Below are 15678 nucleotides of genomic sequence, written 5' to 3'. Positions count from 1 at the left end.
TCGTAGTAGCGGAGCTTCTTCGCGCGCACGGGGGCGTGCCCGGCGACGAGGACAAGCTCGTCCACGGGCGGAAGCTGCATGACTTCGCCGGGTGTCAGCAGTGCGCGAGCTGTTTCCTGCCGGCTGACCATGACGTGTGCGAGCCAGGGGGCGAGCCGGTGGCCGGCATAGTTGCGCATCGCACGCTGCTCGGTCGCGGTGCCGAGCGCATCGGAGATGCGCTTGGCGGTGCGTTCGTCATTGGTCGCGAAGGCGACGCGGACATGGCAGTTGTCGAGGATCGCGTTGTGCTCGCCATAGGCCTTCTCGATCTGATTGAGGCTCTGGGCGATGAGGAAGGCGCGCACGCCGTAGCCGGCGAGGAATGCCAGGCTCGTCTCGAAGAAGTCGAGGCGGCCAAGTGCCGGAAACTCGTCCAGCATCATCAGCAGGCGATGGCGGCCCGGCTTGTTATCTGCGTGAAGATGTTCGGTGAGGCGGCGCCCAATCTGATTGAGCACCAGCCGGATCAGCGGCTTGGTGCGGCTGATGTCGGACGGCGGCACGACGAGGTAGAGCGACACCGGATGATCACCCTCGACCAGGTCGGCGATGCGCCAGTCGGATGCGGCGGTGACGGCGGCCACCGTGGGATCGCGATAAAGTCCGAGGAACGACATCGCCGTGGACAGCACGCCGGAACGCTCGTTCTCGCTCTTGTTGAGCAGTTCGCGCGCAGCCGAGGCCACGACGGGATGGACGACCGGGGCGTCGGGTGCCCCGAGATGATTGGTCGTCATCATGACGCGCAGGGTCGCGACGAACGGTCGCTGCGGATCGGACAGGAAGGTCGCTACGCGCGAAAGCGTCTTGTCGGCGTCGGCATAGAGGATGTGGAGGATCGCGCCGACAAGCAGCGAGTGGCTCGTCTTTTCCCAGTGATTGCGCCGGTCCAGCGCGCCTTCGGGATCGACGAGGATGTCAGCGATGTTCTGGACGTCGCGCACTTCGTCCGCGCCGCGACGAACTTCGAGCAGCGGATTGTAGCGCGCGGAACGGGCATCGGTCGGGTTGAACAGCAGGCAGTGCGAGAATCGCGCGCGCCAGCCCGCCGTCAGCTGCCAGTTCTCTCCCTTGATGTCATGGATGACGGTCGAGCCGGACCAGCCGAGAAGGGTCGGCACGACAAGACCGACTCCCTTGCCCGACCGCGTCGGCGCAAACGCCATGACATGCTCCGGACCGTCGTGGCGGAGATAACGCTCACGAACGCGACCGAGGAAGATGCCACGGTCGCTGAAGAGCCCTGCGGCTGCCGTCTCGCGGTCGGAGGCCCAGTGTGCCGAGCCGTAGGTCGTGACATTGCGCCGCTGACGCGCGCGCCAAAGCGACCCCGCCACTGCCGCCCCGCAGCCGATGAAGCCGCTCGCGCCGGCGATCCCACCGGCCCGATCGAAGACGTGCGGGGCGTAGGCATCGAAGTGATACCACCAAAGGAAGATCGCCCAGGGTCGATAGATCGGGACGCCGCCGATCATTGCCCATGGCGATCCGAGCTCGGGTTGATAGGCAAGCGCCGCGGCTGCCCACTGCGTCGCAGCCCAGATTCCCGCGAGCACGATCGCGAACACGACGGCTATCTGGCCGATCAGGAGTTTGGTGGGTGTCATGCGGGCCTCCGCCCGCGCCGGAATCGGCGGACAGGCTGTGACCGCAAATGTCGCCTGTTAGGGCGCCGGGATTCAGAGCCTCTCCGGGGCCGTCACCTACCTGTCTGGTGACTCCGGTGCTCCCGCCTCCTGTCTCGTCGTGAATCTCAGCTCGTCGATGATCCACTCGCTGCGAGGCTCGGGGTGATGTTCCATCGCACCGCCTGGCCGTTCGCCTTCTCGCAGCAACGTCACGAGGTCGGCCAGAGTCGGCCGTTCGTGCCTGTCGCGCGCCTGCAATGTCGCATTGTAGAACTGGTTCCAGTTTGCGAACGCGACGTCGGGCGCCTGGGTGACGCCGCCAAGCGGGTGCCCGAAATGCCGTGTGACGATGACCCGGAACGCCTCGACTTCGGGGAAATCGGACCCGACACGCAGAGTCGCTCGAACTTCGCTGCGATCGGTGGATGACGTCCAGTCGGCGACCGCGTCAAGCCAGCGTTCCGACTGCTCCCTGAGCCGCTTGCCCCGCAGATGCCCCGAATGGAGATCCATGCCGTAGATGTCCTGGTGCTTGAGCTGGATGAGGACCGCGCTCCCGGTGGCCGGCTCCAGGACGACCAAGTCGATGTCCGTCAGAGTCCTTCCGCCCTTCCGGAGATGGACATTGTCGCGATATTCGAGCCCGTGAAAGACGTCGTCCAGTACGCGCCGGACGGCGCGCTGCATCGACTGCTCGCGCGTTCTCTGGTTCTTGTCGTACTCGCCGGGAAAGCGTTGTCGAAGCGAATCCAGAAGATACTGCATCGGATTGGCGAGGACCGCGGACTGACATCGGATGAAGTCATTGTCCGAGCATCTGATCAGAAGCGGCAGCGGACTGCCGGGCCGGTCCAGAACCTTGGTGTTGTCGCGACCGACCGACAGCACCTCGAACACTGTCCGCACCTGTTCCGCCGTGGCCTCCTCGTAGCCGTCGAAGACACCGCCGAAGAAGTTGATCGCCGCGAGCATGTCCTCGAGGAAAGGCGTCGTCTCCGCCGATACGGTGAGCACGTCCTCGAGGCGAATGCGCGTATCCTTCCTGACCAGCGCCTCGGCAAATCGCTCGTGCCTGACTGCGAGGGACATCAGGAAGGTCAGCCCCAGCATGTATTTCTGAAAGGGCACACCTCCGAAAGTCACGGCGTAATGGAAGGAATCATATCCTTCCTTCATCTTCAGCAGGTGCGACGCGACGCCGAAGAAATATGCGTCCAGTGTCGGGTCGGCGTCATAGCCGATGAAGTGATCCATGAAGGGGTAGACAAGCTCGGTCAGCAGCCGTTCGACATCGGCCGCCATGTCCCTGCCGATCTCCGAATGGAGGAGCTCTTCGAAACTTTCGCGGGCGATCGCGTCGAAATGCTCGGCAACGGCGCGCTCGTAATATCCGTCGTCCGGCAGGACCGGTGGCAGTGTCACGAGAAATTCGTGAGGACCCGTGCGCTCGACCGTCCCCAGCCCCGACATCGCGGTCTGTGCCACGCGCCGCCCGTGCTCGATCATCCCGAGGCCTGCTGCAATCTCCAGGACCGGGATGGTGATGCTGCGATCCCTGCGGAACAGCACCGTCGGGACATCGAAAGATGGGCGGCCCTCCAGCGCCAGCTTGATCAGGCGGGTGACCCCGAGGTGCAGAAGATGGAACTGCTCCTGCTGATCGAAGGTCGGCTCCTCGGCTCGCGCGAGATTGTAGGAATACCAGTCCAGTTCGTTGATCGCCGCGCGAAGCAAGAGACCGAGATTGTCAGTCGCGATGCTGGCTGCGAACTTCCGCTCCTTCTCGGTGAGCGCGTCGAAGAACTCGCGCACGGCGCCGGGGACGGAATCGCGGGCTGGCATCGGGCGACCTCAGCCCTTGAAACCCAGCGACCGAGCCTCCGTCAGGATCTTCTCGCCGTGCACCGCCTGCTTGCGGGTCGGCGGCTTGCCGTTGCCTGCCGCCCTGCCGAGACTGAACGACAGCGATCGCTGCCACGGCAGGAGGCTCTGCGTATCCTTCGCCCAGGCAGCAAGATCGAACCAGGTCTGGGACGGTACGGCCGAGACCCGTGCGAGCTGCTCGCCTTCCGCGGCGCTGACCTGCTCCTCGAAGACATGCGCGCCGTCCGCCGTCCGCGCACCGTCGCGCGTCACCAGCTCCGCCTTCAGGACCGCCGGAATCTCGATGGCAAGATCCCGGAATCCCTCCCAGCAGGCGAGTTTCTTTGCCCATTCCGTGACGTTCTGACCCCCGGGCGGGCTGGTGATGTGGTCGTGAGCATGATGACTGAGGGTCTCGACAAATCCGGTGAGCGCCGGAGTCAGCTCCTGGGTCGCCCAGATTCCGCCGAGGTTGATCCGGCGTTCGGTGTGATGGGACAGCCAGGCAATGCTGTAGGTGACGATGTTCGCGCGGTAGCCGCCGAACTTCTGACGGGAGACGATCTTTTCCGACTGTCGGAATAGGATCGCTCGCGCCACCGCCCGCTCGAACCAGCGCTCGTCAGGCTCGAAGTTTCCGCGCTGCTCCAGCACGTCCATGAAATCGAGATAGCATTTCTGGCCGCCGCGGCTGACGATGTGCGGCAGCTGTGACCAGCTGTGCTCGTACTTTGCCAGATCTGTCTTGGTGACAAGCTGATTGCGCGGATGGATCAGCTCCCATTTCCGGCGTTCCGCATCGGTCCGATTCTGCGCCAGCGCGTCATGATACTGGCCGCGGGCCCGCTCGTAGAACCAGCGCGTCTGCCGCTGGAGCCCGCCCGCCGGTGGCGCCCAGATAGAGCGCGACAGCTCCTCCATCCGACGGTGAAAGGCGTGATTGGACGAGAAGTCCGCCATGTTCACCTTGTTCTGGTTGTTGGCGGACTGGGAGATGCGCGGCGCGATGTCGTCGATGTCACCATCCGACAGGATTTCGGTGATCTTCACCGGCACCTGCAGCCTTGCCGGATCGGCGCTGTCCTTGCGCCATGCCCGGAAGATCGACCCGGTGGTCTGGCCCCCGTTCACGATCTGGAAGTCGCTCGCCGAGAGGAGATCCGCCGTGCCGTCACCATGATCCATCAGCTTCACGCCGGAGGCGGTGACCGACAGTCCGTTGTTGAAGGCGAGGAACATCTCCGGTTCCTCCATGATGGTCTTGCGGATCCCCTGATTCACCTTGCCCTTGAGCTGAAGGAAGCTGCGCACGTTGCGCTCCAGCAGTCGAGGCCCGTGCTGACGGTACATCTCGACGAGAATGTCGCCGGGGAGCATCGTCATCAGGCAGCGATAGCCGGCGTCGGGCGGGGTCGCGACGATGCAACGAACCGGCTTGCCCAGCCGGCCGAAATCGACTTCGATCGGCTCGCGATCGACGCCCGAGGAGCGTGCGCGCATCAGTCGGCGGAGATCCCAGAGATGGCTGGACACCTCGATCCGCCCGATCATCTCGTTCTCGATGCGATCGATCGTGGCAACGCCGTCGGTGAGCACGAAGAGACGAACGTGACTCAGGTCGTTTCGCGCGTCGTGGATCGAGCGGCACATGTCGTAGCGATCGAGTGCCGCCTCCATCGAACGATGCTGTCCCTCGAGCGAGCGCGAGAGGAAGGTGGACAGGCGTCGAAAGGCGGCGTCGACATCGGCCTTGGGAACCGTTCCAGCCTCGCCGTCGAGCCGGGGCAGCGACAGGAAGAGATCGAGCCGGTCGCCGTCCTCGGACAGATACCAGCCGCTGCAGCGCATGCCGCGCCCCTCGAAGTCGCACGCCGTGCCGTCATCAATTTCGGAGGCATCGACCAGGTACTCGATCATGAGTTCCGTGAAGGCGCTGGCCCGCAGTGCACCGTCCTCGGCGGCGTCTGCCCTGGCAAAGACATCCTGCTGCAGGTCCCGCGCAAACTGGGCCAGTTCCTCGCTTTCGGTCATGCTCCGCCCCCAGTCATGTCACGCACGGACTCTTCATCCATCTCCCATGCGCCGAGATCGTCGGCGATGATCGAATAGTGGATGTCGCCGACACCGGCCGGCAGGTTTGCCTCGGTCAGCCTCGGAAATTCGCCTTCGACGCGGAACCATCGTGTGGACGCGACACGATAGCGGCGCCCTTCGTACAGTGGCGCGTGGACGTCGAGGTAGTCGGCGAGCAGTACACGCTCGTCGAACAGCCGGGCCGCAGGCTCGTCATCGGCGAGCCGCAGTCGCAGCTGCGCGACGAGGTCGGGCAGCGACAGTCCGTGTGGCTCGCTCTCGTCGAGGCGGACGCTGGCGAGGACAAGCGTGTCGTGCGGTCGTTCGTCGAGCTGCTTCTCGTTGGAGATCATGATCTTCGCGTGACGCTTTGCGAGCGAGGCCTTGACCTCGATCGCCAGCCCGCCTCTGCGAAAGTCCTGGTGTGCGCCGTCGGAGCCGATCCAAGCCGCGACGCCATCGAGCAGGCTTCCGCTTTCGAGAAACAGTCGGTCGAGGACGACCAGTTCGCCGAAGAGCCCGCGCTGCCGCTCCTCAGAGAGTCCCTCAGGTGCGATCCGATCGAACAGGCCCTGCCACATGCAGAGCCGGTCGATGCAGCGACGGAGAGCTCCGGCCGAACTGGGTTCGGCGACAATGGCATTGACGAGATCGGCGGAAAGGACGGCGAATATCTCGCGCAGCCGCTCCTCCTCGAGGACGATCGCAAGGGTGGTGCGTTCCGGCTGCCCACCGCCGCCATGTTCGTCCAGCGCCACTCGGACACCGCGGCAACGCGGAACGCGTTCCGCGAGATCGGCCACATGTCCGTCGCCTTCGATCAGAAGACCGCTGCGCCCCCGCGGCCAGAACACACAGGCAAAGACATCGACCGCCGCCTGCGCGTCGAGCCGCCGGCGGTCCATCCCCGACATGCTGCGGCGGGCCGAAGCAAGGTCCGCCCAGCGATCGATGAGCTCGGCGGGGGTCAATCGAACAGGTCCTCGAGCTGCTTCACGCTGTTCTCGGCATACTCGATCTCGCGGGCATTCTCGTCCCAGGGAAAGCTGACTGCAAAGCCCATCAGCGGGGTGGATCCCGCTCCGGTGTCGATCGGATAGATCAGCAGCAGGCCGCGGGAAGGATCGCGCTGCCGACGGATGAAGGGACCGCTGGGGCTGCTCGGCTGGTCACGCTTGGGCGGCTTCTTCATATCCCACGCTGCCAGCGTGGCATCGAACGCCGCGTCGATCTGAGGCCGATCGAGGTCGAGCACTTCGTCGGAGGGGCTTACCAGACGGCCGATCGTGTACTTCCCCTTCTGGCTCGGCGACTTGTTCTCGCGCCGAGTGAGGGCAATGTCATACCCGCCGATGTCATGCCGGCCACCGCCGCGACCGCCGGCAAGAAGGGCAACGGTCCAGTCGTCGAGCCGCCCGTCCGACACCCGATCGGCGATGTAGTCGGCAATCGCGCGCGAATTCGCCTTCCAGGATTCCTTTGCTGTCTCGACCCGCGCCATCAAGGCCGCGACGTCCGCGCCCCCGACTCCGGTCCAGATGTAGCGGTCGCGTTCGGGCTGGATCACGGGCAGTCCGGCTATGAAGGCGGAAAACGTCTCGAGATTGCGGACCGCGCTGGCGGTGTCGAAGGAGACGGTTTCCGAAATCGTGCCGGAAAACCCGGCGCGCACCCTAGCCACGGCACGCATCTTGTTCGCCGCCGTGATCAGCATGCCGTTCGGATGGGCACGGACGCGGTTGCCGAACTGGTCGGGGGTCTGACCGGTCGCGTACATGAGGTCGAATTCCTCGCGGAGTTCCGACGTCGCCACCGCGATGTGGCGATACCAGGTCACGAGCTCCGACGACGTGTAGAGACGGCAGAGATCGGCATAGCCGGGGCGATAGCCGAACCACCGGCCCATCTGCATGAGCGTGTCGTACATCTTCGACGTGCGGACGAAGTAGCTGACCGAAAGGCCTTCGAGCGTGAGGCCGCGCGACAGCTTGTCACCGCCGATGGCGATCACCGATAGGCCGTCTGGATGCTCAGCATAGTCCAGTGCGTCCTTCGCGGATCCGTTGATCTCCCGTACCTCGATGCGGCGCGCGGCGTCGAAGAGCTGACCGCGCACCTGATCCCATTCCACCGGTGCGAGCTGATGATCGGCGAGCATCTCCTGCAGCGTCGGAAAGTTCGCTTCGAAATCGCTGCGCCAGAGATCTTCCAGACGTTCGAGCGCGTCGCCGCCGGTGCCGGGATATTCGAGCTGCCGGCGAATGTCGGTCAGCTCCTCCTCGATGAGCCGGGCGACCTGCTGCTGGACGAGCGTGAACCGCGTGACGTGGACGAGCATCGAATTGTCGACCGACACATCGCCCCGCACACGCCGGGCAGCGCAGGCGAGGATGAAGGCGAGGATCGCCTGGTGCAGCGTTCCCGGCAGCTCGGCGACCGGAAGCTCCTTCTTGTGCTTGGGGGGGAAGATGGTTTCGGCATCGTCGACCTCCCGGATGATCGGCAGCCCCCGGCTCTCGCCGTCGGGACCCGGTCGGGCGAGTCCGAAGACCTTCTCGGCGCCGATGTAGTTGGAGGGCGCCGGGATGTTGATGATGAAGCTGCGGGGAAAGAGGTCCTCGCCGTACTTCTTGTTCCAGCCTTCGTGGTGAATGAAGACGTTCGCGAACGGCGTGGCCGTGTAGCCGACATAGGCGCTCTTCTCGAACAGGGTGAGCAGCCGACGGATATGCTTGTTGGTATTGGTCGGATCCGCGTCCTCGTCGATGTTGCCGTCCTGGTCGCGATACTCGTTCGTGTTCGCGGACGCATAGTCGGCCTCGTCGTCGATGATCAGCAGCGGCACGCCTCGGACGATGTCCCCGCCGGGAACACCCTCGTCCTTTTCCGCCCGGACCTTGAGCCACTTGTGCAGGTTGTCGAGGATGCTCACCCGCTTCTTGACCACCAGCAGCACCGGATCCTTGCCGCCCGGAATGATCTTCGTTCCCTGCGCGGTGGACAGCTTGAAGTCGCCGCTCTCCATGCTGCTGGTCAGGGAGTGGGCGACGAGGAAGGGCGCCCCCGGCAGGGCTCCGGCGCCGATGCGCTGGTTCTGCTGGTCTGCGCGGAGGTTCAGACGCGTGTCGAACCCGAAGAACCCTTCGTCGAGCCGAATCTGCGTCTGGCTGCGCAGGCTGTTGTGCACGCCGGCCATCACGATGATGAGCGGGTAGCCGGCATCGACGGCCTTGCAGATCAGGCCGGTGTAGTTTGACGTCTTGCCGGACTGCACGTCTCCGACGACGAGGCCGCGGCGATCCCATTCGCCTTCGGTCTGCGGATCGCGCAGTCGGTCGAGAATGTCGTCGGTCAGACCGTCGAGCTGGTCGACCACGTCATGCGCCATGCGCTTGCGAAGCTCGAGATACTTTCGGTAGCGAGTCCAGAATTCGAATTTCCGGTTTTCGCGTGCAGCCTTGATCCACGCCTTGAAGTCGCGGTCGTCGATGACCGAATAGCCGCCCACATGAACGTTGTTGCTGGCCTCCAGCTCGCGGCGAAGTCGATCGGCGTTGATGCCGACAAAATTCGGCATGCCGGCCACGGTGGCGACGGCCCGGTCGAGCGCCTCGGGCGTGACGCGCATTTCCATCATCAGCAAGCCGTTCGCGACGGCATAGGCAGCATCGAACATCGGCTCCCCCGGACCTCCCCCCATGAATTCCACTCCTGTTACTGTCCGGTCGCCGCTTCCTCGAGAAAGACTGCCACCATTTCGGGATACTGGTTGAACGGCTCCATTGTCAGGAGCGCGCGGGCCGCATCGGGACGGCCGCGACCGCCCTCGATCAGAGCCTGGAACGTCTCGGCCATCGCCGTTCTGAGATCGGCCGACGAGTCCTCGAACGGCTGCCCGAAGCCGTCGGGCGTCTCCGCGTTGTTGATCACGATGAGCGGTGCCGGGATCGTCTGTTCGACGAGCGCGAGAAGCGCGCGGACCGGAGCCTTGTCGTCGGCCGTCTCGAGCACCTTGCGCACGAGCGGGTGGTCGCGGTTGATCTTGTAGTAGGTCTTCCCCCGCTTCACGACGTGGTTCCAGAGAAACACGTCGTTGCTGCCGAGCTTGCGCTGCACGACCTTGCCGCGATGACGATAGATGCTGGATGCCTGTCCGCGGGCCGCGCGGGCGATCCGCAGAAGATCGCGGCGCAGCGCTGCCGGTGGCCGTGCCCGGGATTTCTTGACGTCGATCTGCCAGGCGAGATCTGCGGAATTGGCGAGATCGATGCGGATGCGCGCGAGCTTGAAGTGCTCCTCCTTCTGCATGCCGAGACCGAGCCAGTCGCCGGCGACGAGCAGGCGCTTGTTCCGGTAGATGTAGAAGCCCTGATGGGCGTTCCAGCCGCGCGGTCCCGCAGCGCCGGCGTGCTGCTCGGGCGTGATCCGGGTGTGGTGCGGCAGGATGAATGCCTTGACCTCCACCGCCTCCCCATCGGCCACGAGCGTCTCCGCCGGAAGCGGATCGACCTTGTCGGTATCTTCGAGAAACGGATCCCATGCCTCGATCGGGCGCCCGTTGAGATGGAGCCTGATCGCATTCCGGCCGCGCAGGAAACGGTGGAACACCATTGCCAGATGGGCCTTCACGGCATCCGCGCGCTCGCGGAAATGCTTCTGGGCCGTCTCGTCGTCGACCGCGGCATCGCCGACCAGCTGATCCAGCCGATCCCAGAACAGGATCGTGCCCTGATCCTGCTCCTCGAGGAGACGGCGGTCCGTGTCGGTGAGCAGGTCGCTCCCCTTGAGGAGCCGCCACTCGCCGGTGCCGGTCGATGCAATGTAGTCGAGGTCCCAGCGACGGATGCACGCTTCGCCGTCACGAGGCTTCGACATGACGGTCAGGCAGCGGCATTGCGAGATCGACGCCGTCTTCATTCCGAGACCGAACCGGCCGAGATCGTTTGCGGCCCGATCTTCGAGCGGGCTGAGACTCCCCGGCCGCATCGCCTGCCGGAGCGCGTCTTCGGTCATGCCCCTGCCGTCGTCCCGGATCGTGATGCGCGATGCGGCGCCATCCCAGGTCATGTCGATCCAGATGTTCCGGGCACTGGCGGAAATGCTGTTGTCGATGATGTCGGCGAGCGCCGTGGGAAGGTCGTAGCCGAACGCTCGAAGGGATTCGAAGAGCTCGGCTGCGCCCGGGCTCGCAATGTCGTACTCAGGCGACATGGCTGAGCTTCCTGTCTTCGGCAGGAGCGACGCGGGTTGCGAGGATCGTGGCGAGCGCCTCGCCGATCCAGCGTGCCAGGAGCGGGGGCACCGCATTGCCGACCTGGACGTACTGCTGGGTGCGGTTGCCCTTGAAGAGATAGTTGTCCGGGAAGGTCTGGAGGCGAGCGGCTTCCCTGACCGTCAGGCTGCGGCACTGCTGCGGGTCGGGATGGATGAAGTAGTGCCCGTCCTTCGAGATGTGGCTGGTGACCGTAGTCGAGGGACCGCCGGTGACCTGGACGCGGAAGCGATCGGCAAACTTTCCCGATGACCAGTTCTGATGTTCGGGGGCGAGCTCTTCGGGAAAATCCGAGGCCTTCGGCGACTTGCCCGTCACCTCTGCGAACACGGCTGCGAAGAAGTAGCGCGCGAGATCGCTCGCCATGTGGCTGCGAGCCTGGTGATTGGGCAGCGTCTCGAGGCGGGAATCGGTCAGCCATTCGGCGAGATCCCTCGGACAGTCCGGCGAGATGCCGGTGCCGTGACCTTCCCGGCCGGGGAGGAAGTTCAGGGCGCGAAACTCGCCAAGGTGGCGTGCTGCGGCAAGGTTGAAGGCGAGCTGCTGGTCGTCGGAGAGGCCGGTGTCGACATCCGCCACGAACGCCATCGCGGCCGACACGATCTGACGCCAGTCGTCCTCGCTGTCGGCGCCGCGACTGAGGCCGCTGCGCAGCTTCGGCATTCCCGCGATCACCTGACCGACGGTTGCCTTGAGGGTGTGCCGCACCATCAGGTCCGCGAGCTCGGTGTCGGGCACGCCGCTCGCGAGATCGGACCGCAGGCCGATCACGATGACGCGGTGGCGCGCCTGCGGCACGCCGAAGTTCTCGGCCCGGATGACGAAATCGCTGCCCTTCGGCGCGAAGCGGCCGAAGTCGAACTGGCGGCGCTCGCCGGGGGCCAGCGCGATGAGATGATATCGTGCGCCGTCGCGCTCCTCTCCGCGCAGATCCTTCAGCACCTGATCGAAGATCCGGTTCTCGCCGTCGACCGAGGAGGACAGCATCCCCTTGACGTTTTCCATGACGAAGGCGGCCGGCCGGAGGCGGTCGAGGATCCGGATATATTCCTCGTAGAGGAAATGCCGGTGATCCTCGCTCGCGACGTACCCTTCCTTGCCCTGGTTCCGGGCGCGTCCGACGAGCGAATAGGCCTGACAGGGAGGCCCGCCGATCAGAACGACGTTGCCGCTGGAGCTTTCCCGAATGTGATCGAGCCGCGCGTTCAGCCGAAGATCCGAATTCTCCTTGCCGAGCTCCATCTGCCACGCTTCGGCGACGGCCGCGTTCCACTCGTCCGGAAATTCGGTCGCCCAGTCCGGCTCGTCACCGCCGTGGTTCAGAAACTCGTAGTATCGATCCGGCAGGTCGCCTTCGAACTGGCGCAGGAACGCACGCAGTCTCAGCGTCGAATGGGCGGCGGCATCCTTCTCGATCGACAGCGCGATGTCGAACGCGCGCGCGCCATCAATTCCCGAAACGCTCGAAAATCCCTCGGCCAGTCCCCCCGGACCTGCAAATATGTCGACGACAGAATATGTGGACAAGAATCGTGCGCTTTCAGTCCCGCTGGAGAGTTGCGCAACGAATAGCATCTGTACTCGGAAAAGACAGGCCAAGGTCCATGGTGGACACAGTTGATTCGGCGACCCGGTCGCGCATGATGGCGGGCATTCGTGGCAAGGACACGAAGCCCGAGCGCGTGCTCCGGCAACGGCTGCACGCAGCGGGCATCCGCTTTCGTCTCCACGCGCCCGGCCTGCCGGGAAAGCCGGACCTGGTCTTTCCGCGGTACAAGGCCGTTGCTTTCGTGCATGGCTGCTTCTGGCACCGCCACGAGGGCTGTCACTGGTGCACCACGCCCGCGTCCAACGCCGAATTCTGGCAGCAGAAGTTCGATCGGAACGTCGTGCGCGACGGTGCGGCGATCGATGCCCTGCATCGCGCGGGATGGCGCGTGGCAGTCGCATGGGAGTGCGGTCTTCGCGGATCGGGTGCGGACGACCTCGCCGACAGGATCGCGGACTGGCTGCGCAACGGCGCCGGCGACTTCGACAGCGGTCTCGTGAGACGCCGCGCCGAGGGTAACGCGACGCCGGGCTGATCAGCCGATCTGCGGACCCCCGCGGTCACGGCCGAAGCGCCAGCTCACCCCGTCCGACCTCATCAGTCCGCTTACCTTGCTGCCGATCTGCCGTTCGAGCACTGGTCGCCACGGGACGAGCGTGAACTCGCGCGATTGCTCGACGAGCGCGAACCGCCCGCTGGCCAGATCGACGCGCCGGGTGAGCCGGCCTTCGACCGGGCTGCCGACCTGCACCTCCACGAACGGCTTGCCCAGTTCGCCGGCGAGCCGGTCTCCGGCACCGAGCAGTTCCCGGCGCTGGAGCAGCATGATCGCATTCGGGCGCAGGCGGACCTTGTCCCCGTCCATGTCGGCGAGTTCCTGCTGAACCAGCCACTGACGCCTCACATCGAGCGACGACCGGACCTCGCGACCGAATCCGGCATCGCGCACCGGCACGGGCGTCACCGCGCCGATCTGCCGGTCGAGCCATGTCGCGGCATCGGCGGTCTCGAGCCGTGCGATGGGCATCGCCGACACGGTCTCGATGTCGACCGGGCGGTCGCGCAGTCCGCGCGCCTCGTGTCGGGCGGCATAGTCGAGATGATCCGCCGTGATCGTCCAGCTGCCATCGGCGTTGCGTTCGACGCCGGCACCGGCCCGGCGCATCGCCTCGAGCCGCCGGACATGCGTCTCCGCGAAATCCTGGCTCGCACCGGCATCGTGGCGGAGATGGGCGTCGATCGAGTAGCGCCCGCCATTGCCCTTCGCGACCTCGGCGACCGTCCGATCGACGTCGCGCACACCGGCATTGCGCGGTGCGATCCTGACGATCGACTCCTCCGGGGTCGGCTCGGTGAGGTCGCCGCGACCGATGTCGAGATAATGGACCCGGCCGTCGATCCCGTCGACGATCAGATAGTGGCGGTCGCGATGCTCGTCGGAGAAGCCGCGGTGGATGACCCGCCCGATGATCTCGTCGCTCGGCGTGTCGTGGATGCGGCGATCGACACCGGCGCGATCGAGCATCCGCGCCGTCAGCTCGCGCTGCATCGTGCGGATGATGTCGCCGCGTTCGCCCATGCGCCGCAGCGTGTCCTCGATGCCGTCGGCGAGGCGCCAGCGTCCATGTCCCAGGTCCTCCGCCAGGCCCATCGTGCCGAGCCTGCGCAGCCGGCCGGCAGCAACCGACTGCTGGAACGGGTCGTTGCTCGCCGCGGTCACGGTCCGCTCGTCGTCCATGTGGCGGATCAGACGGCGGTCGATCGTGGTCAGCCGTTCCTGCTCGACATCGTGCCGCAGCCGGTTCTCGATCTCGCGATCGGTGCGCGGCCCGAGATCGATCGTCGCCAGCTCGGCGGCGCGTTCGCGAAAGCCGTGGGCGATGTACTCGCGCGCGATGATCAGGTTCTCGCCGCGATCATCGACGCCGCGCAGCATGATATGGGTATGCGGCTGGTCGGTGTTGAAATGGTCGACCGCGACCCAGTCGAGCTTCGTGCCGAGGTCGTGCTCGGCCTGGGTCATCAGGCGCCGGACATAGGGTTTGAGGTCGGTGTATTCGGCGCCGTCCTCGGCCGAGACGATGAAGCGGAACTGATGCCGATCGCCGTCGCACCGCTCGAGGAAGGCCTTGCCGTCGGCCTGGTCGGCATCCCGGCCGTACAGCTCGCCCGCCGCGCCCTCCCGGGTGACGCCGTCGCGCTGGATGTAGCGCAGATGCGCCCGGGCGCCCGGCAGACCCTTCGCTCCCAGCCTCACGAGCCGGGTCTTCACGATCGCGCGGCGGCTCCTGAGACCGGAGAACCGGTCGCGGCCGGACAGCAGACGGCCGATGCTGGCGCCGCGGCCGATCCGGCTGCCGTCGAAACGGCGGCCGACGATGCCGGTCCTGGCCCCGGCAAGCCGCGCCGCGACCACGATCCGGCTGCCGTAGCGCAGCACCTTCTTCCCGTCCTTCCCCTTCGTCCGACCGAGCTTCGGGGTGAAGTCGTCGTCATCCATGGCGAGTCTCGCGATTTCGGAAGGAAAGTGCCGGATTCCGGAAGTTTCCTTCCGCGGAGTCTCGCGGCCTGGGCGGCTTGTCTCGTGAAAAAACGACGTGCAGACAATAACTTGAGCAGGGTCGCGAGACACTGCCTTTATCTTGTTTTCCCTTCCCCCCTTCCTCCCGACCTTCCCGGCTCAAAAAAGGGGGAGAAGCAGCGCCGGTCCGACGCCGCCTGTCCCTGCCGATCAACCCGCGATCAATGCGCATCGATCATCGCTTCATGGGCCGATCTGCGCGACCGGAAGCAGCGCTTCCCCATCGTCCCGTGCGCCATTCCGTCGCCATCCACGAGCATCACGCTCGCGAACCAGCGACCGTCCAGTCGCCCGCAGATCGCTATCCGGTCGAGCTCCAGATCATCGTCGTCGATGCTCTCGTAGGACCCGATCCAGCGCTCCTCGAGCCGGGCATCCCAGAGGAAATCGGTCTCCTCCGCGTCCAGGAAGCGCTGCGCCAGTGCCTCTCCGGCACCGCGCCCGAACTCAATTTCCAGACCCGCCATCAGCGTCGCCATCACGCGATCCGACGCCGTTCCGATGCTCTGATACATGCTCATCATGACCTCCAACGCTTGCGTCCTCACCATCGAGAACGGCGTCCGAGGGACGGGTGGCGGAGCGGCTGTCAGGGCCGCTGGAGCGCAAGCGGAAGCGCCGCGAAGCGGACGTGGGGGGAACCGATTTTCGAAGAAAATTGGGGGGCACC

10 protein-coding genes are annotated in these 15678 nt (G+C 65.4%); 1 reads left to right on the top strand and 9 read right to left on the bottom strand.

Going from position 1 to position 15678, the window contains the following annotated elements:
- The 7 genes from KK488_RS20360 to KK488_RS20330 form a co-directional block, all read right to left on the bottom strand.
- Window positions 1-1649 (bottom strand): conjugal transfer protein TraG (locus tag KK488_RS20360; RefSeq protein WP_214625555.1); only part of this gene is annotated, 1649 nt, incomplete at its 3' end.
- 96 nt (window positions 1650-1745) lie between these two features.
- The gene (locus KK488_RS20355; protein WP_214625554.1) at window positions 1746-3482 is read right to left on the bottom strand and encodes a hypothetical protein; all 1737 of its coding nucleotides are present in this window, start codon (window positions 3480-3482) and stop codon (window positions 1746-1748) included.
- Window positions 3483-3521: 39 nt separating this feature from the next.
- A complete protein-coding gene (locus KK488_RS20350) occupies window positions 3522-5564 on the bottom strand; it encodes an AIPR family protein (RefSeq protein WP_214625553.1) in 2043 nt (680 codons plus the stop codon).
- Window positions 5561-6577 carry a PD-(D/E)XK motif protein gene (locus tag KK488_RS20345; RefSeq protein ID WP_214625552.1) on the bottom strand — a complete coding sequence of 339 codons (1017 nt, stop codon included), beginning with the start codon at window positions 6575-6577 and terminating at the stop codon, window positions 5561-5563. The genes KK488_RS20350 and KK488_RS20345 overlap by 4 nt, the downstream gene beginning before the upstream one ends.
- Window positions 6574-9306, bottom strand: a complete 2733-nt coding sequence (locus KK488_RS20340; RefSeq protein ID WP_214625551.1) for a Z1 domain-containing protein — start codon at window positions 9304-9306, stop codon at window positions 6574-6576. The genes KK488_RS20345 and KK488_RS20340 overlap by 4 nt, the downstream gene beginning before the upstream one ends.
- Before the next feature lie 14 nt (window positions 9307-9320).
- The gene (locus KK488_RS20335; RefSeq protein WP_214625550.1) at window positions 9321-10817 is read right to left on the bottom strand and encodes an ATP-binding protein; all 1497 of its coding nucleotides are present in this window, start codon (window positions 10815-10817) and stop codon (window positions 9321-9323) included.
- Window positions 10807-12405, bottom strand: coding sequence for a DNA cytosine methyltransferase (locus tag KK488_RS20330; RefSeq protein ID WP_250890829.1), 1599 nt, complete (start codon window positions 12403-12405; stop codon window positions 10807-10809). Before KK488_RS20330 ends, KK488_RS20335 begins: the two co-directional genes overlap by 11 nt.
- Window positions 12406-12482: 77 nt before the next feature.
- On the opposite strand from KK488_RS20330, the gene KK488_RS20325 reads away from it, so the two are divergent.
- Window positions 12483-12962 carry a very short patch repair endonuclease gene (locus KK488_RS20325; RefSeq protein ID WP_214625548.1) on the top strand — a complete coding sequence of 160 codons (480 nt, stop codon included), beginning with the start codon at window positions 12483-12485 and terminating at the stop codon, window positions 12960-12962.
- Here the strand turns inward: KK488_RS20325 and rlxS are convergent, their stop codons facing one another.
- Together rlxS and KK488_RS20315 are read right to left on the bottom strand one after the other, a co-directional pair.
- Window positions 12963-14927: a relaxase/mobilization nuclease RlxS gene (gene rlxS / locus KK488_RS20320; protein WP_214625547.1), complete on the bottom strand. Its 1965-nt coding sequence runs from the start codon at window positions 14925-14927 to the stop codon at window positions 12963-12965.
- A 242-nt stretch (window positions 14928-15169) separates the two neighbouring features.
- Window positions 15170-15529 (bottom strand): hypothetical protein, encoded by a 360-nt coding sequence (locus KK488_RS20315; RefSeq protein ID WP_250890826.1) that lies wholly within the window; start codon window positions 15527-15529, stop codon window positions 15170-15172.
- Window positions 15530-15678: the final 149 nt, after the last annotated feature.

Origin of the sequence: Sphingobium nicotianae (assembly GCF_018603885.1) — a bacterium.
In the GTDB taxonomy this organism is placed as follows: Bacteria; Pseudomonadota; Alphaproteobacteria; order Sphingomonadales; family Sphingomonadaceae; genus Sphingobium; species Sphingobium nicotianae.
Note: the sequence above shows the minus strand (reverse complement) of the source record. Positions and strands in the feature narration are given on the sequence as shown.

What these genes read in the sequence shown, in the direction of transcription:
- KK488_RS20350 (WP_214625553.1), bottom strand. Translation starts at nt 5,564, where the DNA reads ATGACCGAAAGCGAGGAACTGGCCCAGTTTGCGCGGGACCTGCAGCAG.
- KK488_RS20340 (WP_214625551.1), bottom strand. Translation starts at nt 9,306, where the DNA reads ATGGGGGGAGGTCCGGGGGAGCCGATGTTCGATGCTGCCTATGCCGTC.
- KK488_RS20335 (WP_214625550.1), bottom strand. Translation starts at nt 10,817, where the DNA reads ATGTCGCCTGAGTACGACATTGCGAGCCCGGGCGCAGCCGAGCTCTTC.
- KK488_RS20325 (WP_214625548.1), top strand. Translation starts at nt 12,483, where the DNA reads ATGGTGGACACAGTTGATTCGGCGACCCGGTCGCGCATGATGGCGGGC.
- rlxS (WP_214625547.1), bottom strand. Translation starts at nt 14,927, where the DNA reads ATGGATGACGACGACTTCACCCCGAAGCTCGGTCGGACGAAGGGGAAG.
- KK488_RS20315 (WP_250890826.1), bottom strand. Translation starts at nt 15,529, where the DNA reads ATGAGCATGTATCAGAGCATCGGAACGGCGTCGGATCGCGTGATGGCG.